Origin of the sequence: Robinsoniella sp. KNHs210, from assembly GCF_000686105.1 — a bacterium.
Taxonomy (GTDB): domain Bacteria; phylum Bacillota; class Clostridia; order Lachnospirales; family Lachnospiraceae; genus Robinsoniella; species Robinsoniella peoriensis.
This window is the reverse complement of sequence record NZ_JMLZ01000002.1, coordinates 3,863,274-3,885,055: the sequence shown is the minus strand read 5'-3', so window position 1 is coordinate 3,885,055 and position 21,782 is coordinate 3,863,274. Positions and strand designations below refer to the sequence as shown.

At 41.5% G+C, this 21,782-nt stretch carries 20 protein-coding genes and 1 riboswitch; of the genes, 5 read left to right on the top strand and 15 right to left on the bottom strand.

Annotated features, from left to right (window positions below):
• Positions 1-196: 196 nt before the first annotated feature.
• From CD03_RS0123435 to CD03_RS0123385, 11 genes are all read right to left on the bottom strand, one after another.
• Positions 197-1,597 (bottom strand): alanine/glycine:cation symporter family protein, encoded by a 1,401-nt coding sequence (locus tag CD03_RS0123435; RefSeq protein WP_027295710.1) that lies wholly within the window; start codon positions 1,595-1,597, stop codon positions 197-199.
• A gap of 85 nt (positions 1,598-1,682) precedes the next feature.
• Positions 1,683-1,785, bottom strand: a riboswitch (glycine riboswitch).
• A 110-nt stretch (positions 1,786-1,895) separates the two neighbouring features.
• Positions 1,896-2,468 carry a hypothetical protein gene (locus CD03_RS0123430; RefSeq protein ID WP_027295709.1) on the bottom strand — a complete coding sequence of 191 codons (573 nt, stop codon included), beginning with the start codon at positions 2,466-2,468 and terminating at the stop codon, positions 1,896-1,898.
• 322 nt (positions 2,469-2,790) lie between these two features.
• Positions 2,791-3,573 (bottom strand): uridine phosphorylase, encoded by a 783-nt coding sequence (udp, locus tag CD03_RS0123425; protein WP_027295708.1) that lies wholly within the window; start codon positions 3,571-3,573, stop codon positions 2,791-2,793.
• Positions 3,574-3,605: 32 nt separating this feature from the next.
• Positions 3,606-4,346: a Crp/Fnr family transcriptional regulator gene (locus CD03_RS0123420; protein WP_242849142.1), complete on the bottom strand. Its 741-nt coding sequence runs from the start codon at positions 4,344-4,346 to the stop codon at positions 3,606-3,608.
• A gap of 39 nt (positions 4,347-4,385) precedes the next feature.
• Positions 4,386-5,480 (bottom strand): BMP family lipoprotein, encoded by a 1,095-nt coding sequence (locus CD03_RS0123415; protein WP_027295706.1) that lies wholly within the window; start codon positions 5,478-5,480, stop codon positions 4,386-4,388.
• Positions 5,481-5,491: 11 nt separating this feature from the next.
• Entirely contained in the window at positions 5,492-6,157 is a 666-nt protein-coding gene (gene deoC / locus CD03_RS0123410; RefSeq protein ID WP_027295705.1) for a deoxyribose-phosphate aldolase, read from the bottom strand.
• A gap of 90 nt (positions 6,158-6,247) precedes the next feature.
• The gene (locus tag CD03_RS0123405) at positions 6,248-7,201 is read right to left on the bottom strand and encodes an ABC transporter permease (protein WP_027295704.1); all 954 of its coding nucleotides are present in this window, start codon (positions 7,199-7,201) and stop codon (positions 6,248-6,250) included.
• Entirely contained in the window at positions 7,198-8,298 is a 1,101-nt protein-coding gene (locus tag CD03_RS0123400; protein ID WP_027295703.1) for an ABC transporter permease, read from the bottom strand. The genes CD03_RS0123405 and CD03_RS0123400 overlap by 4 nt, the downstream gene beginning before the upstream one ends.
• Entirely contained in the window at positions 8,282-9,823 is a 1,542-nt protein-coding gene (locus CD03_RS0123395) for an ABC transporter ATP-binding protein (protein WP_044290279.1), read from the bottom strand. The genes CD03_RS0123400 and CD03_RS0123395 overlap by 17 nt, the downstream gene beginning before the upstream one ends.
• A gap of 73 nt (positions 9,824-9,896) precedes the next feature.
• Positions 9,897-10,313: a cytidine deaminase gene (gene cdd / locus CD03_RS0123390; RefSeq protein ID WP_027295701.1), complete on the bottom strand. Its 417-nt coding sequence runs from the start codon at positions 10,311-10,313 to the stop codon at positions 9,897-9,899.
• 44 nt (positions 10,314-10,357) lie between these two features.
• Entirely contained in the window at positions 10,358-11,533 is a 1,176-nt protein-coding gene (locus CD03_RS0123385) for a phosphopentomutase (RefSeq protein ID WP_027295700.1), read from the bottom strand.
• Positions 11,534-11,843: 310 nt separating this feature from the next.
• Here CD03_RS0123385 and CD03_RS0123380 point away from each other — a divergent pair, with 310 nt between their 5' ends.
• Together CD03_RS0123380 and CD03_RS0123375 are read left to right on the top strand one after the other, a co-directional pair.
• Positions 11,844-12,965, top strand: a complete 1,122-nt coding sequence (locus CD03_RS0123380) for a dipeptide epimerase (protein WP_330377489.1) — start codon at positions 11,844-11,846, stop codon at positions 12,963-12,965.
• Between the two features lie 117 nt (positions 12,966-13,082).
• Complete coding sequence (locus CD03_RS0123375) at positions 13,083-14,540, top strand: alanine/glycine:cation symporter family protein (RefSeq protein WP_052378094.1); 1,458 nt, start codon at positions 13,083-13,085, stop codon at positions 14,538-14,540.
• A 183-nt stretch (positions 14,541-14,723) separates the two neighbouring features.
• Here the strand turns inward: CD03_RS0123375 and ybaK are convergent, their stop codons facing one another.
• The 4 genes from ybaK to CD03_RS0123355 all read right to left on the bottom strand — a co-directional run bounded on the left by ybaK (position 14,724) and on the right by CD03_RS0123355 (position 16,548).
• Entirely contained in the window at positions 14,724-15,200 is a 477-nt protein-coding gene (gene ybaK, locus CD03_RS0123370; protein ID WP_027295697.1) for a Cys-tRNA(Pro) deacylase, read from the bottom strand.
• 5 nt (positions 15,201-15,205) lie between these two features.
• Entirely contained in the window at positions 15,206-15,772 is a 567-nt protein-coding gene (locus tag CD03_RS0123365) for an NUDIX hydrolase (protein ID WP_027295696.1), read from the bottom strand.
• A gap of 140 nt (positions 15,773-15,912) precedes the next feature.
• Positions 15,913-16,347, bottom strand: a complete 435-nt coding sequence (locus CD03_RS0123360) for a hypothetical protein (protein WP_027295695.1) — start codon at positions 16,345-16,347, stop codon at positions 15,913-15,915.
• A gap of 3 nt (positions 16,348-16,350) precedes the next feature.
• Positions 16,351-16,548: a helix-turn-helix transcriptional regulator gene (locus tag CD03_RS0123355; protein WP_027295694.1), complete on the bottom strand. Its 198-nt coding sequence runs from the start codon at positions 16,546-16,548 to the stop codon at positions 16,351-16,353.
• A 188-nt stretch (positions 16,549-16,736) separates the two neighbouring features.
• Here CD03_RS0123355 and CD03_RS36410 point away from each other — a divergent pair, with 188 nt between their 5' ends.
• From CD03_RS36410 to CD03_RS34540, 3 genes are read left to right on the top strand one after another with little or no spacing between them, the layout of a single operon-like run.
• Complete coding sequence (locus tag CD03_RS36410; RefSeq protein WP_052377939.1) at positions 16,737-18,542, top strand: sensor histidine kinase; 1,806 nt, start codon at positions 16,737-16,739, stop codon at positions 18,540-18,542.
• Positions 18,539-19,336, top strand: coding sequence for a response regulator (locus CD03_RS0123340; RefSeq protein WP_027295693.1), 798 nt, complete (start codon positions 18,539-18,541; stop codon positions 19,334-19,336). The genes CD03_RS36410 and CD03_RS0123340 overlap by 4 nt, the downstream gene beginning before the upstream one ends.
• Positions 19,337-19,389: 53 nt before the next feature.
• Positions 19,390-21,744, top strand: a complete 2,355-nt coding sequence (locus CD03_RS34540; protein WP_044289617.1) for a sensor domain-containing diguanylate cyclase — start codon at positions 19,390-19,392, stop codon at positions 21,742-21,744.
• Positions 21,745-21,782 lie beyond the last annotated feature (38 nt).

Genomic DNA, 21,782 nt, shown 5'->3' with positions numbered 1-21,782 from the left:
TATACTTACATACACAATCATTTCCTTTATTAATTTTTTCATTGTGATTTTGAAGACGGAAATGTCTTCTTAGAATTGGATATTTAGATTTTATGTTTGTATTATATCACCCTTCAGATTTTATTTCAAGTGATTTTATTTTATATTTAAAAACATCACTTTATCAGAAAGTGATGTTTTTAAATGTTATTGCAGATTATTTGATTTTGGAAAAATATTTTTTCGTTTCTGATACGATAACGCCGCTTAATACCAATATTGCAATTAAGTTGGGCAGTGCCATTAATGCATTGAAAATATCCGCAATTATCCAAACTGCAGATACGGTCATAAACGGACCGATAAAGACTGCCAGGATATACAGCCACCGGTAACCATTTAATATCTTTTTATTATATCCGCAAAGATATTCCAGGCACCGTTCGCTATAATAATCCCAGCCCAATATTGTGGTGAATGCAAAAAATACAAGGCATACCATCAATATAAATGCACTGACCGTATTACTGAATGGAAGCCCCTGCTGAAATGCCGCTGTGGTCACCGCAACCCCTTCCAATCCGATATTCCAGGTATCCGTAATAACGATAGTAAGCCCCGTCATCGTACAGATTACAATTGTATCAATAAAAGTTCCTGTCATAGAAACTAATCCCTGGCGGACCGGCTCATTTGTCTGAGCTGCCGCTGCTGCAATGGGAGCACTTCCAAGGCCTGCCTCATTTGAGAAAATTCCGCGCGCTATTCCCTTCTGCATTGCCACCATTATGCTTCCCAGCGCTCCTCCTGCCGCTGCCCGAAGGCCAAATGCTCCCTCAAAAATTGCTTTAAATGCATTGGGGATATGCTTATAATTCAACACTAAAAGCAGCAGGCAGGCAAATATGTATATCCCCGCCATAAAAGGTACAACAATCTGGGATACACTGGAAATTCGTTTGATCCCTCCAATGATTACCATACCAACGGCAATCGTCAAAATAATTCCTGCGATTACCACTGTCCAGGAATAATCCCTTCCTAAAATAGATACGCTCCAGACATTGCCCGGATCAAAAAAATTATTAACGGCATTGGAGATACCATTCACCTGGGTAAAGGTACCAATTCCCAGAAGTCCTACACCCAGTCCGAAGAATGCAAATAATTTTGCAAGCCATTTCCATTTAACTCCCATTCCATTTTGAATATAATAAAAAGGCCCTCCGATTACATGCCCGTCATCATTGATTACCCGGTATTTAATCGCCAATACGCCCTCTGCATATTTTGTTGCCATACCAAATAATGCAGCAACCCACATCCAAAATAATGCACCCGGTCCGCCTGCTACGATCGCAGTAGCCACCCCGACTATATTACCAGTTCCAATGGTTGCGGAAAGCGCCGTACAAAGAGCCGCAAAGCTGGTCACTTCCCCATGGCCGCCCTCTTCATTTTTAAACATATACTTAAGCGCTTTGGGAAGTTTTGTGATTTGCAGCCCTTTCAGGCGGACCGTCAAATAGATACCCGTAGCTAAGATAAGTACAATAAGGGGAATCCCCCAAAGGAAATCATCAATGTTTCCTAATATCGTGTTCATTTGTTTCAGCATAATTCTCTTCTCTCCTTTATCTGTTTCAATGCAATAGAAAAAGAGCTGATAAAATAATCAGCCCCCTAAAGAGTAGAACTTATACAGATATAGCCCTGTCCTTTTGCCTGAGAGATAGGCGGGTCATCATATCGTACCCACTGTACACCTTCGGCGCCCGTTCTTTGAGACTCTCCAGAGTTGTCATTGTATGCCCTAATTGGACATTTGTCTTTGACAGGAGATACTATACCATATGTTAACCGTTGTTGCAAGGAATTTTCTTGATTTTGTACACAAAAGAGTTGGGTTTTGCCGATTAAGGACGCTCCAGCCTTCTGGTATTGGCAAACTGAAATAAAATTCCTGCCAATGCAAGTACCAGACCTGCCACAACTGCCATAGTGTGGTCCTTCAGACCGGCTGCTGTTAAAATAGCACCAACCGAAGATATTCCGCCATGGATTCCGGAACTTACAATAACAGCCGGTCTCACAAACTTAACTGCAATAAGCCCGATTAACAGACCTAAGACAATGCAGATCACAAATTTCCACCAGATATCCGGTGACATTATTTCATTTATGGCAAAATAGGCAAGTGCTCCGCAAAGAATAAATACCCCTGCAAGATAAACCTTAAATGCCAGTCCCATCAATACAACACCACATATGATTGCCGCAATGACTGTAATGATTGAATTATGAATAAAATAATCGGCAATAAAATATCCAGCTCCCGCTCCGGTAACAAATCCAAATAAAGATACCCAGAATTTAAGCAGCCGATATCCGAAAAAACAATTAACCAATGCCATTATAACCGTAATCGCCAGAAATACACCTGACATTTCTGCCGGCAGCCGTTCTAACATGCCTTGAACCTGACTCATATTAGTCCCCTTTCAACAGCGGTACACCAGCTGTTCTAAATTACGTTTCCAAAAAATAGAAATATTTAATAGATTTTAATCCCATTTAGAAGTAGTGTCAAGATTATTGTGCGAATTATTATGCATTTCATGCAAAATTAAGCAAATCTTTGAATTTTCAAGACAGGCAAAAAAACCCGGCGCAGCTTCTTTTTATTAAGAATGCTTATCCGCCGGGATATTTCCACATATACTTCACATCATTATTCCATACAGACCTTTACCCTATGAATTACTCACATAATTCCATAAGTTCCTTAACTCAACATGAATTCCAGCACTATCATGATTTTTTGCTGTTTCCATCTTCTTTGATCAGTTTCCGAAGTGCCAGAACAGCATTTGTGATAGCTATTTCCGTATCGTGAACAACTTCATTGCTAAGCCCCTGCTTTTCTCTTTCCTGATTCGCCACTACCAGAAATACAGATCCCACTCGGACTCTTAAATAACTTCCCACAATAAACAGTGCAGCCGATTCCATTTCAGAAGCTTTGCATCCCAGGCGCAGCCAGGCATTCCATTTACTCTGAAGTTCATAATTTACCGGCATCTTCTCCGGTTCATGCTGTCCATAGAATGAATCCTTGCATTCTACCACACCTGCATGATAGCGGAAATTTAAATCCTTTGCTGAATCGATTAACGCATTTACTACTTCTATATTGGCTACCGCCGGATATTCAATAGGTGCATATTCCTTACTGGTACCTTCCATCCGAATTGCCCCGGTTGCAATAACAACATCACCGCTTTGTACATCCAGATCCATTCCTCCGCAGGTTCCCACACGAATAAAGGTATCTGCACCAGCCTTCACAAGTTCTTCCATTGCAATCGAAGCGGATGGCCCGCCAATTCCCGTTGATGTGACACTTACTTTTACTCCGTCCAGATATCCTGTATAAGTCACAAACTCTCTGCTGTCAGCAACTAATTTAGCATCATCAAAATGTTTTGCAATTTTTTCACACCTTTTTGGATCTCCCGGTAGAATTACATATTTACCTACATCCCCGCTTCTTACACCAATATGATATTGTAAACCTTCTTCTGCATATTTCATAATAATAATCTCCTTTTCAACCATAAATATTTTTACTTCTTTTCATAATTTGCTACTTTGTCTGCTATGAATTCCTTCATTTTTAGATACTGTTCCTTATTTATCTCAAGCGTATAACCCTTTTTTGTGATATATCCGTCCTCTTCCATTGCCTTCACCGACCGGTTTACCGTCTTAACACAGAGACCTGAACTTTCCGATAATTCCTGCCTTGTCATCCGAAGATCACAGATTCCGTTTTCCTGATTGTGCTCGTATAGCCGCATAAACAGGAGAATCATCCGGTCTGCACCCTGCAAAAACAAAAAAATGCGTTCCTTTTTTGCCTGCTCCAATAAATAGTTCCCCATACTTTTTATTTCCATAAGCAGGACATGCCGGTCACTTCTTACCCACTTTTCAAATTTGTGCCTGGAAATCACCAGTAATGTGCAGTCCGTAACGGTAGAGAGAGTCGTTTCATATATTTCTCTGTCCAGGAGGATTTCCATGGTTCCAAAGACTTTAATCGGTTCAAACCGCATATAATCGTAGGCAATTCCCAATACTCTGTGATCTACTGCCCGGACAACTCCCTTTACCAGAATGTAAATCATATTGACTTCTTCTTCCTCGCGTATAAAGATGGTTCCCCTGGGCAGTCTCTGAATCTGGAATGACTGCATCAGCCAGAGCGGTGCCTCTGCCAGATAATCCTCCAGATATTCCCGCTCCTGCCTACCCAGACTTTCAATCAGAGACAGCAATTGTTCCATAGAATCTTGACGCAGCATGGCAATCCTCCTTTCCAAATATCAATTCGTTCTATACACTTACTTAATTAATTCCGTCACCACGATTTCAGTCGGGATGCCTTTTGCATCCTGTGCCACATCATCTTTATAAATCTGTATTTTTCCGTCCACGATCATTTTGTAAATTTCATCATAGTCCGCCTGTGAAAAAGTCTTAAACTTTGAAGTTTTCATAGGAAGCAGTACATTACCCGATTCTGATCCGAGGACAACGGATACGCCGCCTTCAAACTTTCCTTTGTAGAAGCTGTCCAGGACATCATATACGGATTTCTGCAAATTCTTCACTGCGGAAGTAATAACCGTATCCGATTCACCGGACTGGTCAACGTCAACCCCTATTACGGTCTTATCTACGAACATTGCCGCCTTCATCACGGAATTTCCTACTCCTCCGCCGCAGGCAAATATAGTATCTGTTCCCTCGTTATACCACGCCGCTGCTTTTGACATATTATCAGGGGTAGCATCGAAGTTTCCTACATATGTATATTTCATCTCCAGATCCCCCTTCGAAAGCCCTAATTGCTTTCCGGCATAATCTGCTCCCTGTATAAATCCATATCCAAAACGGATAACTGCCGGTACTGCAATTCCACCCATAAACCCAAGCTTCCTGTTCCCATCCATCACTGCTGCATAACCTGCCAGGAATCCCGCCTGTTCTTCTGCATAAAAAATGGAATGGGTATTATCCAGAATTTCACTGTTCCCGTTGCCGTCATGAGGTGATCCATCCAGAATCACAAACTTTACATCCGGATATTTTTTCTGCATGTTGTATACCGGAACCTCGTACAGATAACCGGGGCATACCACAATTTTTGCTCCGCCTTTTACTGCAAGTTCCAAAGATTTGGTATAAGCATCATCCGATTTTTCGGTAGGTTCATAGTATTTGCTGGATAGATTATGTTCTTTGGCATAGGCCTGAACCCCCTCCCAGGACCCCTGGTTAAAGGAACGGTCATCTATGGACCCCACATCCATCGACAATGCCACTTCATACTTTTTATTTGATTCCGATGATTCCTCTTCCCCACCCTTCTGACAGCCCGCCATAGTGAAAACCATGGCTGCCGCTATCAGAAATGCAATACATTTTTTCTTCATATCCCGTTCTCCTAATATTCTTTTGCTGACCTGCCCTTTAACAATTCAACTGCGGAGCTGGTTCCAATACGGCTGCATCCTTCTTTGATAAAAGCTTCCATATCTTCTATGCTTCTGACTCCTCCGGCTGCTTTTATTTTTACCGCCTCGCCTATTTCCCTTTTAAACAGGCGGATATCCTCAAGTTTTGCACCTGCTGTGCCAAATCCGGTACTGGTTTTGATAAAATCAGCTTTGGCATTTGTAACTGCTTTACATAAAGCTGTTTTTTCCGCCTCATCCAGATAACAGGTTTCAATAATAACTTTTAAAATAAAATCTCCGGCTTCTTTTTTTAATGCTGCGATTTCTTTTTCAACTTTATCAAAATCCCCATTTTTCACATCACTGATATTTACTACCATATCAAATTCACTGGCACCGTCTTTCTTAGCCTGTCGAATTTCTTCTGCTTTCGCCTCCGTTACACTGTATCCCAACGGAAAACCAATTACCGTACAGATATTAATCTGATCACCATATGTTTCTTTTACCCTTTTTACATAGCAGGGCGGGATACATACGGATGCTGTATGATATGCAATTGCCTCCTCACATAATTTCTGAATATCTGCCCAGACTGCAAATGCCTTTAACTGGGTGTGGTCTACATAATTTAATACATTTAATTCGCTCATATTTTCCTCCATTAACGCTTTATGCGTCTTTTATTATTTATTTAGTGTGTTTAGAAAAAGGATATCCCAGGCTGCCTTTACCTGCTGCCCTTACCTGCTGCCCTTATCATATGGTATCCCTTCTGCTTTTGGAGCCTGGGAATTCTTGGATAAGAATGCCAGTACCACAAGCGTTGCAACATAAGGTATCATTTTATACAATCCATCCGGCAGCGGAAGATCCTTTAATACCGGTATTCCGGAATAGGTACTGGAAAGAGTCTTCATGATTCCGAAAAATACTGCCGCCCCGAAAATTCTCCCTACTCTCCATTGCCCGAAGATCAGAACTGCAATTGCCAGGAAACCATATCCCGCCACACTTGCACTGAAATTAGTGGATGTTGGTACTACAAATGCCAGTCCGCCGATTCCGCCAAGGACACCTGAAATGATTACGCCTGCATAACGGATCTTATATACATTGATACCAACTGAATCTGCCGCCTGGGGATTTTCCCCGCAGGCACGCAGCCGAAGCCCGAATTTCGTTTTATTAATCACAATCGCAGCTGCAATTAATATGATAATCCCCAAAAATGTAGTCAGATATGTATGTTTAAAAAACATATCTCCAAGTACTGGAATATCGCCAAGGAGCGGTATCTTTTTAATATGGAATGTATCCAGAAAAGAAATCTGCTGCTTTCCCTGCACCATTCTGGCTACGAAAATTGCAAATGCCGGTGCAAAAAGATTCAGTGCGGTACCGCTTATAGTCTGATCTGCTTTCAGATTCACAGATGCAAATGCGTGAAGCAGGGAAAATACACCGCCTGCAATGCCGGAAACCAGGATAGCCAGAATCATGAACGACTGTCCGCTCAGAGTATTTTCAAAGGTATTAATAAACAGTATACCGGCAAAGGCTCCCATAACCATGATACCTTCCATTGCGATATTAATGACACCGCTTCGCTCTGCAAACATAGCGCCCAGAGCTACCACCAGAAGCGGTATGGCAAAAAACATGGTCTGCTGAACTACGAAATAAAGAATATTCATGATTTTTCAGCCTCCCTTCTCCTTCTGCTTATGAATTTTATAATAACATTTTTAAACAGTAATGCAAACGCCCCAAAATAGATGATCACAGATATAATAATATCAATTACTTCCGGTGCAAAGCTCAATAGCTGAAGATTGTCTCCCCCTACGGTTATATGACCGATAAATAAGCCCGCAAAAAGAATACCGATAGGATTTGAAATTCCAAGCAGTGCAACGGAAATTCCGCTGAACCCTTCCGGAGAAATCACATCCAGTACCTGGATACATTTACCCACATCAGCCAGATACATCAGTGCTCCGCCGATTCCTGCAAGGGCACCTGCAATTGCCATAGAAAGGACAATGTTCCTTTTTTCATTAATTCCCGCATATTTACTCGCCTGTGGACTTAACCCGCAGGCTTTTAATTCGTATCCAAAGGTTGTCTTATTAATTAGTATGTAAATGACGATTACAAGCAGAATTGCCACCAAAATTCCGATATTCATATTTGCTTCCGGAAACAGCCTGTCCAGACCCGCCTTTGGTATGGTTGCGGACGCTGCAACCGGAAGTGACTGGTTTTTGATCTGGTCATAAATCGTACCGGCTACCAGCATGTTTACCAAATACATTCCAATATAATTAGTCATAATAGATGCGATGACCTCATTCACGTTCCGGAAAGCTTTTAAAAGTCCGGGTATCATTCCCCATAAGGCGCCAAACAGTGCAGCTCCCAGAATTGCCACAATCCAGTGTATTCCAGCCGGAAGCCAGGTCCATTTCACGCCAATATAAACTGCTGCAAAAGCGCCCATGGTAAATTGTCCGGATGCTCCGATATTGAATAAACCGGTCTTAAATGCAAATCCAACCGACAAACCGGTCATAATAATAGGTGTTGCAATATACAGCATCTGTCCTACCCCATAGGAACCGGAGGTAAATCCTCCCTTTAAGATCATAGAGAAACCTTCCAGCGCCTCCGATGAATTGCTAAACAGCAAAATAATAAGCCCTACTGCCAGACCAGCCACAATTGCAATCAGGGAAGCCGAGAAATTTAGCAGCCCTTTCCGCTCTTTTTTATTTTTAAGCTTTTCTTTCATAACCTGCGCTCCTTTTCGTTCCTGCCATGTAAAGGCCTAATTCCTGCACAGTGACTTCTTCCGGTTTAACATCTGCAACAATTTCCCCCTCGTACATTACCAGTATCCGGTCACTTAACTGCATTACTTCATCTAATTCCAGAGATACCAGGAGAACAGCCTTCCCCTTATCCCGCTGTGCTACCAGCTGTTTGTGTATATATTCAATGGCTCCTACATCCAGACCACGGACCGGCTGAACCGTTACGACAATATCCGGATCCCTGTCCAATTCCCTGGCAATGACTGCTTTCTGCTGGTTTCCTCCTGACATTCCCCGGACTACGGACTCTTCCCCCTGCCCGCACCGGATATCAAATTGTGTAATCAGCTTTTTTGCATATTCGCGGATTGCCTGGAATTTCAGGAATCCATGATTTTGGAACCGGGGCGTATAGTAGGACTGCAGCACCAGATTTTCCTGTAAATCAAAGTCCAGCACCAGACCGTGTTTATGCCGGTCCTCGGGAATATGAGCCATCCCGTCCCGGCATTTTTTCCGGATACTTTCTTTCGTAATGTCCCTGCCATTTAAGGAAACACTTCCTTCATCCAGGGGCATTAATCCGGTGATGCCATAAACCAGTTCTGACTGTCCGTTACCGTCAATTCCTGCAATACAGACAATTTCCCCTTTTCGCACCTGGAAGGAAACATCCTTTACAATATCCTTCTGGGAATTTGCAGATTTAATGGTAAGGTTTTTAACCTCAAGTACGGCATCCCCTGGATCCTGCTGCTTTTTCTCCACATTTAAATTAACTTTACGTCCTACCATCATTTCAGACATTTCTTCTTTTGAAGTTTCCTTTACATCGATGGTTCCAATATATTTTCCTTTGCGCAGTACACTGCAGCGATCGGCCACTGCCTTTATCTCATTTAATTTATGGGTAATAAAAATCAGGGATTTTCCTTCCTTTACAAGCTGTTTCATTACTTTCATCAGCTCATCAATTTCCTGAGGCGTCAGAACTGCAGTCGGTTCATCAAAAATCAGAACTTCATTGTCACAGTAAAGCATTTTGAGGATCTCCACCCTCTGCTGCATTCCAACCGTTATATCCGATATCTTCGCATCCGGATCGATTTTAAAGTGATAGCGTTCACTTAATTCCATGACCTTTTTCCTGGCATCGTCCATTTTTAAAAATCCATTTTTCAAGGTTTCCCTGCCCAGAATAATACTTTCTAATACCGTAAAATTATGTACCAGCTTAAAATGCTGGTGTACCATTCCGATCCCCAATGCATTTGCATCATTGGGATTATTGATCTTTACCTCTTTTCCGTTCATTTTGATCTGCCCTTTTTCCGGCTGGTAAAGTCCGAATAATACACTCATCAATGTAGATTTTCCTGCCCCGTTTTCTCCTAACAGTGCGTGAATCTCACCTTTTCTAAGCTGCAATGTCACATCGTCATTGGCCTTGAAGCTGCCAAATTCCTTTGTGATATGGTTCATCTCAATAACAAATTCCGCCATATCCCCACCCATGCATGCCGCAGTCCCCTCTGCGGCGCTTCCTTTCATAAATTATAATCGTTTTTGCCTGTATCTATAAGTTATCTTTTGAAAAACTCAGTGGAAATAACTCTTCCAGCCGGTATGTCCGGTAATCCGTTTCGCTTTTTGCAAGCAATACCATAAATTCTTTTGGATTACAGAACTCTGCCATCACCTGCCTGCACACACCGCAAGGAGCGCAATAATCCCTTTCCTCGTCTAAAGCACCCTCTTTATTCCCTACAATAACAATCTTTTCAAACTCCCTCTCCCCGACGGACACCGCTTTAAAAAATGCAGTTCTCTCAGCACAGTTCGTTGGCGAATATGCTGCATTTTCTATATTGCATCCGGTATATACACATCCGCTCTTCCCCAAAAGCGCTGCACCTACCTGAAATCCTGAGTAAGGGGAATAAGAGTATTTCTGGGCTTTATATGCCTCCCGAATCAGCTCCTTGTCTTCCATTAATCTCGTACCATCCTCTCTTTTATTACTTGCTTCCATAACTGTTACTGCTTCCATACTTCCTTTAAAAAACTTTCTCCGTCCACCTGGTTTTCGATTCCGAACAAATCCAATACCGTCGCCGCGATATCCGCAAAGGTTTTTCTTGTTCCCAAGGAGACATTTGCTTTGATGCTGTTCCCATAAATCAGCATCGGTGTATATTCTCTGGAATGATCTGTGCTTGCAGTTCCGGGATCGCAGCCGTGGTCTGCGGTGATTATTAAAATATCGTCCTCTTTCATTCTTCCCAGAAATGTTCCAAGCTGCTTATCAAAATCTGTGGCTGCCTTTGCATAGCCGTCGATATCATTTCTATGTCCATACAGCATGTCAAAATCCACCAGATTCACAAAACAGATTCCGTGAAAATCACGGTCCTGAAGTTCTATTGTTTTCTCCATACCGTCTGTATTGCTCACTATGCTTCTGGTATCCTGTATTCCCCTGCCCGCAAATATATCATAAATTTTTCCAATGCCAAGTGTATCGAAACCTTTTGCTGACAAAACATCCAGCATGGTGTTCTTGGGCGGAACCAGGGAAAAGTCATGACGGTTCGTTGTACGCTTATAATCCGGATATGTCCCTTCAAAAGGCCTTGCAATCACTCTTCCCACACCATGTTCTCCACAGAGAAGTTTTCTTGCGATCTCACAATCATGATACAATTCCTTCAGCGGTACCACGTCTTCATGAGCTGCAATCTGAAAGACACTGTCAGCCGATGTATATACTATCAAAGCTCCGGTTTCCACATGCTCTTTCCCATAGTCCCGGATTACATCCGTGCCGGAATACGGTTTGTTACAGATCACTTTCCTGCCTGTCTCTTCCTCAAATCTTTTAATAATCTCTTTCGGAAATCCATTTGGATAAACAGGAAGCGGTTCCGGGGAAATTACACCAGCGATTTCCCAATGTCCGATGGTGGTATCCTTTCCCATAGATGCTTCTGCCATTCTTGCATAAGAACCGGTCGGGGTCACCTCGCTCTTCCCTTTTTCTACCCCTTCGATGTGAAACATTCCTAAATTCTCTAAATTCGGTGTGAAATACTTCCCTGACTTACGTATTGTTCTAAGTGTATTGCTGCCCGTATCATGAAATTTGTCCGCATCCGGAAGTTCACCGATTCCAAAACTGTCCAATACAATTAAAAACACTCTTTTTGCTTTCATTCTCTTACCTATTGCATATTGCCGGTTAGAGGGTAGGCTCTAACCGGCCTTACTGCCCTTTCTTACTATTTTTATATCTTATATGAATCCTCGTACATTTTGCTGTCGCTTGATAAATAGATCATAGTCCCTTGTTGTATTTTTAGATAGGACTTCTGTCCTTTCTTTTATCTAAAATATTCATTTCGTCTTATTTTACAATTTTTGTCTTCTGTATTTGGTCATAATTCACAATTGGTTCACTTCTTTATTATCTGAATAGATAGAAAAAGCTATACATATTCTTTAACAATACTTTCATTAATTTACAATCATTTTTAAGGAGGAACGCATTATAAAAATTTCTAGAATTGATATCCAGGAAATAGATATTCCGCTGGTAACACCCTTTCGGACAGCGCTGCGTACCGTAAGTTCTATCAATGACATTGTAATCACTGTTCATACGGATTCAGGAGAAACCGGCTATGGAGAAGCTCCTCCAACCGCAGTCATTACAGGGGATACCAAGGGCTCCATAATCTGTGCCATTCGTAACTTTATCGCCCCTTCCATAATTGGTAAGGAGATTGATGACATAGAGGGCATCATGCATGCACTTCACTCCTGTATCCTGAATAATTCATCCGCCAAAGCAGCTGTAGATATGGCAGTTTACGACCTCTATGCCAAGAGCCTGCACCGTCCCCTCTATCAGATACTCGGCGGTGCAAAGCAGACGCTTGAGACCGACCTTACCATCAGTGTAAATCCCACAGAAATTATGATACATGACAGCCTTGACGCTGTAAACCAGGGCTTTCAGATTCTGAAAATCAAAGTAGGAAAAGAGGGCATGAAAGATGTAGAACGCATTTCCCAGATCCGCTCAGCGCTGGGCCCCCAGGTCACCATACGGGTAGATGCTAACCAGGGCTGGAATCCCAAAGAAGCGGTCCGTATTATAGCCCGGATGGAGGATCTGGGACTGGATATTGACCTGGTTGAACAACCGGTCCCGGCTCATGACCTGTATGGCATGCAGTATGTTACGTCTCACTCCTGCACTCCCATTCTGGCAGACGAAAGCATATTCACTCCCCGTGACGCCATTCGGATTTTGGAAATGCATGGAGCGGATATGCTCAATATCAAGCTGATGAAAACAGGTGGTATCCATCATGCCCTGAAAATCTGCAGTATCGCAGAAATCTACGGTGCAGAATGTATGATCGGCTGTATGCTGGAAAGTAAAATTGCTGTCAGTGCCGCCGCACATCTTGCTGCGGGAAAAAATATTATTACAAAAGTAGACCTGGATGGACCATCGCTCTGCAGAACTGATCCATTTGAGGGCGGACCGGTCTATGAGGGTTCCTGTATCAAGATGAATCAGGATTATGGGATTGGTATTACCCAAGTGCCTAAACCCATATTTAAAACACTAAAATAACTTACTGAAAAGTGCTTGTATCTAATTATGCGATCCGTTTTCTTACGATGGGTTGTCATAAATATTTCTTTCATGCGTAGTATTATGTGAAGAACAATTCCCATGAAAGGGTATGCCATGCAGACATTGGTCCACTACATATCTGTCCTGAATGATACAATTAACCGTTTCGTCTGGGGAGTTCCCATGCTGGTATTTTTTCTGGCTGTGGGAGTTCTCTATACAGTTGGAACCAGATGTTTTCAATTTCGTCATTTTAAGCTCTGGTTTTCCGAGACGATTCTCACCTGTTTTAAAAAATCTCCACCAAAATCACCTGAGCCCGGTTTACAATCCGGTAAAAAGAAAAACTCCATATCTCCCTGGCAGGCAATGGCTACTGCCCTGGCCTCTACCGGCGGTGTAGGAAATATCGCCGGGGTTGCCACCGCCATTACGGCAGGCGGACCCGGCGCTCTTTTCTGGATGTGGGTTTCCGCTCTCCTGGGTATGATGACTCATTATGGTGAAACCGTACTTGGCATCTGCTTTCGAAATAAAGATAAGGACGGACACTACAGCGGAGGCCCCATGATCTATATGGAAAAAGGTCTTCACTGCAAATGGCTCGCCTGTTTTTTTTCACTTTTTTGTATCGGCGCAGCACTGGGCATGGGCAATATGTCCCAGTCTAACTCCATGGCAGATGCCCTGAACCATTCCTGGGGTACCCCAAAGCTGGCAATCGGTATTGCTGCTGCTCTTATTACGGGACTTGTTATAACCGGGGGAATTGGCCGCATTACTATCGTAAGTGAAAAACTGGTACCAATTATGTCTATCCTGTATATTATTGGTGCACTCCTTGTAGTTCTGACTCACATTGGAAATGTACCGGCTGCCTTTAGCTCTATCTTTCATGAGGCATTTAACTTTCGTGCCGCAGGGGGCGGAATTCTCGGATACGGAATTGCATCCGCCATGCGTACCGGAATTTCCCGCGGGGTCTTTTCCAATGAGGCAGGACTTGGAAGTTCCGTTATGGTACACGCCGCCGCAGATGTGGATCATCCGGCTATCCAGGGTATGTGGGGAATCTTTGAGGTATTTGCCGATACAATGGTGGTGTGCACCATTACCGGCCTGGCTATCCTCTGCTCCAATGTCTATGACCAGACGGCTTACTTAAATGCCATGCAGTTAGACCAGATGTACCAGACTACCCGCTATATTGATGCGCTTCCAAATGGTGTACCGCTTGCGTCAGCTGCTTTTGCTTCCACCTTTGGCTCGATGGGAGATATCTTTGTCTCCTTTTCTATCCTGCTTTTTGGTCTGGCTACATTGCTTAGCTGGTCCTATTTCGGAGAGCAGGCAGTCATCTACCTCTTTGGCCACAAAGTTGTGCCTGCATATAAGTTTATATATATCTTTTTTATCGTAATCGGAGCTGTTGCCCGGCTGGATTTCGTCTGGAGCGTCTCGGATACGCTAAACGGACTTATGGCGATTCCAAACCTGATAGCCATTACGGTACTGTCGCCTACGGTATTCCGGGTAACAAAAGATTATTTTGTCAAATACAAGGGCGGGTGATTTACAGAAAACGTTAACACGGAGTAATTCTTATGTCAGGACATACAAAAGCGCTGCTTTTCTTTCCGGGAAGGTATATCCCCGGGACCCAGCAACGCTTTTGTACAATAAAGCTTTTATTGTATAGCAACTATTATTCTTTTTACAAGTACCTCCCCAATATATCTGCATTTTGAAAAAGTATTAAACAACGATATCCGCAAACTCAGCTTTCACCAGACTTTGCAGGGCTAACGGCGACAGCCTGATCGTGGTTCCAAGTTTTCCGCCGCTGATATAGATTTCATTATATTTCCGGGCACTGCTGTGTATGATTGTCTTGTATTGCTTTTTCATTCCAACCGGACTGCATCCCCCCCGGATATATCCGGTTATTTTATTGATATCTTTTACATGGATCATCTCCACTGACTTTTCACCCACTGCTTTGGCAGCTGTTTTCAAATGTACTTCTTCTGCAATAGGAATCACAAATACGTAGTATTCCCTGCTCTTTCCCTGGGCCACCAGTGTTTTAAAGGATTGCTCAACGGGCGCACCAGTTTTTTCTGCTGTATGGAGACCGTCTATGAACTCATCACATTCATAGGTGATGAGTTCATAGGGTATCTTATTTTTTTCCAGTATCCGCATTGCATTGGTTTTTTGCTCTTTTGCCATTTCACTTATGCCTCCTGATTGTGTCCATATAAATATGTTCCCAGCAACTCCATTTCATCCTGATAAATACAGTGCTTAAGTTCTCCGTTTTCCATCTGATTCATGCATTCCCGAAAAGATAGCCATATTACGGATTCCACCTCTGATGTCTGCAGGATAAACTCTTCGGGGTTCATATCCCGGTAAAGCACATAAACTGCACTTAACTCATAATTCCGCCAGGGTTTTCCGTAGAATTCTGTTTCCAAAAGGGCATCATGGCGCCCTATATAGTGCAGTTCATCCGCTGCCGCCACCACGCCCAGCTCCTCCTTAAGTTCCCGTATTGCCGATTCCAGGTAGTCCTGCCCTGCCGGTATGTGTCCGGCCGAAGAAATGTCATAACAGCCTGGGAAGGAATCTTTGTCACTGCTTCTTTTTTGCAACAGGATATCAAAATCCTCATCTGTATTATTTCTAATGATCCACACATGGGAAGTCCCATGAATATCTCCGTCTCTATGCACCAATGAGCGTTCTTTGGTTTCTCCCGTGATGTTTCCATCTAAATCACGGATATCAAAATATTCCATATAACCTCCAAGAGTCTGTTTTAAAATTGCTTTCTTTATGGATTATCATAGTTTTTCTATTACCGATGATAGATCAAATTTATCCATTTGTAAAGCAGATATGGAGATTTCTCTTCTTTGTCACCAATGCAATTCTCTTCTTACATATTTTTATTGTATCTGCTGATATAAAACACATTTGCAAAAATAACAATCAGATATGCCACGACAAGTGTAAGTGTAACCCAAAGTTCTACCTGCATCAGGGCATATACCAGCATGAGTGCTCCAAATACATAGATCATTAGATCATAAGCTTTGCCTTTTGCCTGGTTCCTTATGGAGATATTTCGCTCGTCATTTGTATCAATCCTAATCTGCTTTGCTGCTTCCGGATTTTTCCGATAGGAAAGGTTTGTAAATACAGTACCAATATTCTGGCCAAATACACCTGCCCCTATACCGATCATAATAAATGGCAGTACAGCCATAATTCCTTCTGCGTCACCATAAAGCTTTGCCAATACCGCCCCTGATGCTCCTAACACCAGACCAATCACTGTAAATATAACATATTTTCCTATTTTATACCCCATATCCTAATCCTCCTCATAAATAAAAATATCTTCAATTGTCATTTCAAAATACCTTGCAATCTTAAATGCCAGTAAAATTGAGGGATTATATCTTCCGTTTTCCAGTGATCCGATTGTCTGCCTGGAAACCTCAAGATCCTGTGCCAGCTGTTCCTGACGGATCCCTCTTTCTTTTCTTATTTCCTCTAACCGGTTTTTCACCTCACCGCCCCTTTCTCATTATGGAAAGCTTCCTTTACATTTTCATCATATACCTTATTTTCTGAAATGTCAAGCTTGCTTTCCATTTTTATTTTTTCTTTTGGTGTAGTGTTGGTGTGGTATTGATTTTATACTTACTCAATTAGATCATTGTAATTACCCGGGTTATCACAGAGGAGGCCTTACATTTGAAACGACATTTACCTTTGCTAATTTCCGTTCTTTTATGTACGATATCCTTACTTTCTGTTATGCTTCTTATTTACTCCATACAGGAAGAAAATAATTATAAACATCCTGAGAATCTTACCTCTGTGCAATTCATTGGAACTTATCAGGCATCACCGTCAGATCTCCCAAGAGATCTGACATCTGAAACCTATATTAACGGAGCAGAGGTGCCTTCACTAATTTTAACCGGACATTTTGACCATGAAATACAGGATAATGAACAACTCCTTTTCCGGCTGAATAATGTCCGATTTAAAATTTATATAAATGGCAGGGAATATTTTTCCTATGGAGAAAAGGGAACTTACCCCTCATTTGTAAAATCTCCCGGTAATATATGGATTGGCGTTATGTTCCCTCACATTACTTTACAGGATGAAATAAAAATCGAACTAAGCAGTATTTACCATAATAATCTCTCGATATCATATAATAATTTTTACCATCAGATATACAAGGGAGACTCTGGTGCACTATTTCAATTTCTGCTCAAGAATAATTTTACTAAAATTTTCCTGGGGTTTTTTGTCGTACTGTTTGGTATGATGCTTTTAGGAGCACTGATGCTATTGAAAATTTTAAAGACACCCATATCTCCGGCACCTTTTTACCTGGCATTTTTTACGATTGTAAGCGGAATATGGGTACTGATCGATTTCAATCTGATCTCGCTAATAATCCCTTATGGACTGTTCACCAATATTTTAGATGTTATCTGTTTATCACTGGCACCGTTACTGCTCGTACTTTACATGCTGAACTTTGTGACAGGAAATGCCAGGTATTTCCTATTTGCTGTTGCATATTCCCTGTTAGGATTTCTTTTGTTCTTTATTCTGACCCAGGGATGCGGTATTTTAGATGGTTATGAACTTTTAACCCCGCTGTGCATCTTACTGGGCATTAGTTCTATCGTAGCATTTTTCTGCCTGCTGCATGAAATCAGGCATAATTCGAATAAAACGACTAAATTTATACTGCAGTCCTGCTGCCTCTGCTTTTTAGGCGCAGGTGATGTAGTGAATTATTTTTTGCAGATCATTCCCTTTAATATTTGGTTCATTACAGGATTTCTGCTATTTATGATAACCCAGTTTATATTCGTCGTGCGTTATCTTAACAAAAGCATTAATAATGCTTACCTGACCAGACAATTAGAAAGTGAACTGGCACAAAGCCGTATAGCGATAGCTCTAAGCCAGATACAGCCTCACTTCCTGTATAATTCACTGACTGCAATCAAACAGCTTTGCGCCATTGATCCTATCCGCGCAGAAAAAGCAGTTGGTGATTTTGCCAGTTTCCTAAGGGGCAATCTGGATTCTCTCTCAAGCAGTGCCCCCATTCCTTTCGAGAAGGAACTGAATCATATTAAGAACTATTTATCCCTGGAACAATTAAGATTTGGACGCCGGCTTCGGATTGTTTACGATATCCATGCAAATGGATTTCTGATTCCTTCCCTGACTGTCCAGCCTTTAGTTGAAAATTCCGTTCGATATGGTGTTACCAAAAAAATTAATGGGGGTACGGTAACCATATCAACCAAAGAAACTGAGAATGCCTTTATCGTTACCATCTCTGATGACGGCATTGGATTTGACCCATATAAAAAACAGGATGACGGACGCACTCATATTGGCATCGAAAATGTTCGAAAACGCCTTTATTCACAGGGGGGCAGTCATCTGTCCATCACAAGTATTCCCAAAGAGGGAACTACAGCTGTCATTACTATTTACAAAGGAGCGACTGAAAAATGAATATTATAGCCGTAGATGATGAAGAACTTGCACTTGCTTACTTAGTCAGAATTCTGGGGGAAGCTGAACCGGATTGTCAGATACAACCTTTTCTGGATCCTTTTGACGCTCTTCAATACGTGAAATCCCACCCGGTAGATCTTGCATTTTTAGATGTGGAAATGTATGGACTGAATGGGATTGACCTTGCAAAACGTTTTAAAGACACTCAGCCTGACATTAATATTATTTTTGTGACAGGTTTTCCTGATTATGCCGTAGATGCCTTTTCCCTTCATGCCAGCGGATATCTTCTAAAGCCTGTCTCCGTTGAAAGTATTCATTCGGAAATAGCCTATCTGCGTAATCCAATCGTCAAAAAGACGGATAAAAAAATTCGTGTACAGACCTTTGGCAGTTTTGAAGTATTTAACGGAAGTATTCCACTTGAATTTTCACGGATCAAATCCAAGGAACTGTTTGCTTATCTGATCGACCGTAAGGGCGCAGGATCAACTACTGCCGAACTCAGTGCAATTTTATGGGAAGACCGGGAGTACAGTATTTCTCTTCAGAAACAGTTTCAAACGATTGTCAGTGATATGATGAAAACGCTAAAAAGCGCAGATGCAGATGATGTAGTAATAAAAAAACGTAACTTTATATCAGTGGACACCTCCAAAATAGAATGTGACTACTATAATTTTCTAAACGGAGATGTCCGTGCCATCAACAGTTATGCCGGCGAATATATGTCAAACTACAGCTGGGCAGAATTTACCACCGGCTTCTTATACCGGCAAATTCATGAATAACTTCTTAAACTATTCATGTATGCCGCATTCCGAACAGAAAGCAGGAATTTTTCATGGAAAAGAGTACCCTTATACGTACAAATATTATTATTTGCGTGATCATCACACTGGGTTTTACAATTACTTCAATTATTAGTTATCGCTCAAATATAGGCATTTTTCAAAAAGATATTGAAAATGTATCCGCCCTGGCTTCAGATGGCATCTACCATAAAATTGATTCCATCTTTGCTAAACCGGTAAATGTTTCACTTACCATGGCAAATGACAGCTTGCTGGTTGATTTTCTCTCCAAAGAAAAGAATCACATGGAAGATGATACTTACATACAGCAGCTTCGGGAATATCTGAATTCCTATAAAGAAAAGTATTCCTATGATTCAGTATTCCTGGTTTCCACAAATACAAACCGCTATTATCACTTTAATGGCATTGACCGGTTGATTACTGTCGATAACCCGGAAAACAAATGGTATTATGATTTTATCGAACACGAAAATGAATATTCTCTCAATGTGGATAATGACGAAGCCAGTGATAACATCATCACCATTTTTGTAAACTGCAAAATCAAAGCAAAGGACGGGAGTACTTTAGGGGTAGTGGGTGTTGGATTAAAAGTAGATCATCTTCAGGAACTTCTAAAAGAATACGACCGGCAGTTTGGAGTCACTGCCAGATTAATAGATCATGATGGTATTATACAGGTCTCTTCCTCAGAGACGGGCTATGAAAATGTAAATATTTTTAAAGATTCTTCACTTGTTGATTTCAAGGATACCATTCTGCAAAATACAACAGGGAAAGAAACTTTCTGGTGTGACCACCCTCAATACCAAAGCGAATACTGCGTTGCCCAATATATCCCTAACTTAAAATGGCACCTGGTTGTTGCTAACAATTCTACTGCAGTGAGCCATCAGCTCCATCTGCAGCTTGGAAGAAATATTGCGATTATAATATTTATTATCATATGTGTACTCCTAACGATTACAAAGGTAATCCGTAAATACAATAAACAGATCCTAAAACTTTCCATTGATGCCGAGCTGGAATACCATAAGCTCCTTCATGAAGCAACGGAAGGTCTGTATGAAAATATTTATGAACTGGATATCACCCATAACTGTGCCTGCGGTGAAGGTACCAAACAATATTTTGAAAGCCTTGGCATAGATAGGGATTCCCCCTATGATAAAGCACTGAAGACAATTGCACAAAAACAGGTGAAAGAAGATTATATCCAGGGATATATGGCGATTTTTTCTCCCCAGCACGTATTGGAAGTTTATAAAAGCGGTATTAATACCCTGACTTATGATTTTTTATTTTTGGAATCACCGGATAAATACCGTTGGATGCGGATTAATGCCAGAATTTTTTTCTGGGCATCCAACCAGTCCATTCGTATGATCACATACCGCCAGAATATAGACGCGGAAAAGAAAAGGGAAATTATGCTTCTTAAAAAATCACAGATTGATTCCCTTACCGGTTTGTACAACAAAAGAACTACTGAGGATATGATATCAGGTATTCTTTACAAAGATGCTCCTAACAGGCTGCGTCATGCATTTATTATATTTGATATCGATAATTTCAAACACATCAATGATACTTTTGGCCATACCTTCGGTGACTCCGTCATTACAGAATTTGCGGCAGAATTAAGATCGCAATTCCGGGACAGTGATATCGTAGGGCGAATTGGCGGGGATGAATTTGCAGCCTGCATGAGAGATTTCCATGATATAGGTTCTGTTATTCATAAATTAGAAAGGTTCTGCTCTAAATTGAGCCGGAAGAATTTTGGAAAAAACAGTGAATACTATATTTCTACCAGTATTGGCGTGTCCCTGTTCCCGGATCATGGAAGCTCCTACACGGAATTATATGAAAAAGCCGATCAGGCATTATATTATACCAAAGGACACGGAAAAGGCTCTTATTGTATTTTCAATAAAAATATTGAAGGAGATTCTGTGTTTCATGTCAACCAGCAGGATATGCTTGCATTAATCAGTACTTCCATTGACGGCATCTCCAAAATAGCATGGGTGGATGGCAAATTCAGAATGCTGTATTTCAATCAGAAAAGAACTGAGCTTACCGGCACCACCGCAAAAACATTTTCCGATCCGGATTATGATGTCCTCTCACAGATTCATCCGGACGACCTTCCCGGCGCTTTGGACATTTATTATAAATCTTTGCCGGAAAGAGTTCCTTTCTCCTTATCTTACCGGCTGCGCCACTCCGATGGCCATTATATTCCCGTGAAAGCCAACGGCCTTTTTGTGGATGAAGTGTATAAAGAGAAATACCCCGTGTTTTATGTGATCTATACAGACATGTCCTCTGTTCTGGATTTCGAAAAAACAAACAAAATAACTGATAAAAATCTATAAAAAGTCTATGCTTTTTTCAAAAGTCGTCTTATAATTAA

Bases quoted from the DNA above. Each gene is read 5' to 3' on its own strand.
- CD03_RS0123435 (WP_027295710.1), bottom strand. From the start codon at position 1,597: ATGCTGAAACAAATGAACACGATATTAGGAAACATTGATGATTTCCTT.
- CD03_RS0123430 (WP_027295709.1), bottom strand. From the start codon at position 2,468: ATGAGTCAGGTTCAAGGCATGTTAGAACGGCTGCCGGCAGAAATGTCA.
- udp (WP_027295708.1), bottom strand. From the start codon at position 3,573: ATGAAATATGCAGAAGAAGGTTTACAATATCATATTGGTGTAAGAAGC.
- CD03_RS0123420 (WP_242849142.1), bottom strand. From the start codon at position 4,346: ATGCTGCGTCAAGATTCTATGGAACAATTGCTGTCTCTGATTGAAAGT.
- CD03_RS0123415 (WP_027295706.1), bottom strand. From the start codon at position 5,480: ATGAAGAAAAAATGTATTGCATTTCTGATAGCGGCAGCCATGGTTTTC.
- deoC (WP_027295705.1), bottom strand. From the start codon at position 6,157: ATGAGCGAATTAAATGTATTAAATTATGTAGACCACACCCAGTTAAAG.
- CD03_RS0123405 (WP_027295704.1), bottom strand. From the start codon at position 7,201: ATGAATATTCTTTATTTCGTAGTTCAGCAGACCATGTTTTTTGCCATA.
- CD03_RS0123400 (WP_027295703.1), bottom strand. From the start codon at position 8,298: ATGAAAGAAAAGCTTAAAAATAAAAAAGAGCGGAAAGGGCTGCTAAAT.
- CD03_RS0123395 (WP_044290279.1), bottom strand. From the start codon at position 9,823: ATGGCGGAATTTGTTATTGAGATGAACCATATCACAAAGGAATTTGGC.
- cdd (WP_027295701.1), bottom strand. From the start codon at position 10,313: ATGGAAGACAAGGAGCTGATTCGGGAGGCATATAAAGCCCAGAAATAC.
- CD03_RS0123385 (WP_027295700.1), bottom strand. From the start codon at position 11,533: ATGAAAGCAAAAAGAGTGTTTTTAATTGTATTGGACAGTTTTGGAATC.
- CD03_RS0123375 (WP_052378094.1), top strand. From the start codon at position 13,083: ATGCAGACATTGGTCCACTACATATCTGTCCTGAATGATACAATTAAC.
- ybaK (WP_027295697.1), bottom strand. From the start codon at position 15,200: ATGGCAAAAGAGCAAAAAACCAATGCAATGCGGATACTGGAAAAAAAT.
- CD03_RS0123365 (WP_027295696.1), bottom strand. From the start codon at position 15,772: ATGGAATATTTTGATATCCGTGATTTAGATGGAAACATCACGGGAGAA.
- CD03_RS0123360 (WP_027295695.1), bottom strand. From the start codon at position 16,347: ATGGGGTATAAAATAGGAAAATATGTTATATTTACAGTGATTGGTCTG.
- CD03_RS0123340 (WP_027295693.1), top strand. From the start codon at position 18,539: ATGAATATTATAGCCGTAGATGATGAAGAACTTGCACTTGCTTACTTA.
- CD03_RS34540 (WP_044289617.1), top strand. From the start codon at position 19,390: ATGGAAAAGAGTACCCTTATACGTACAAATATTATTATTTGCGTGATC.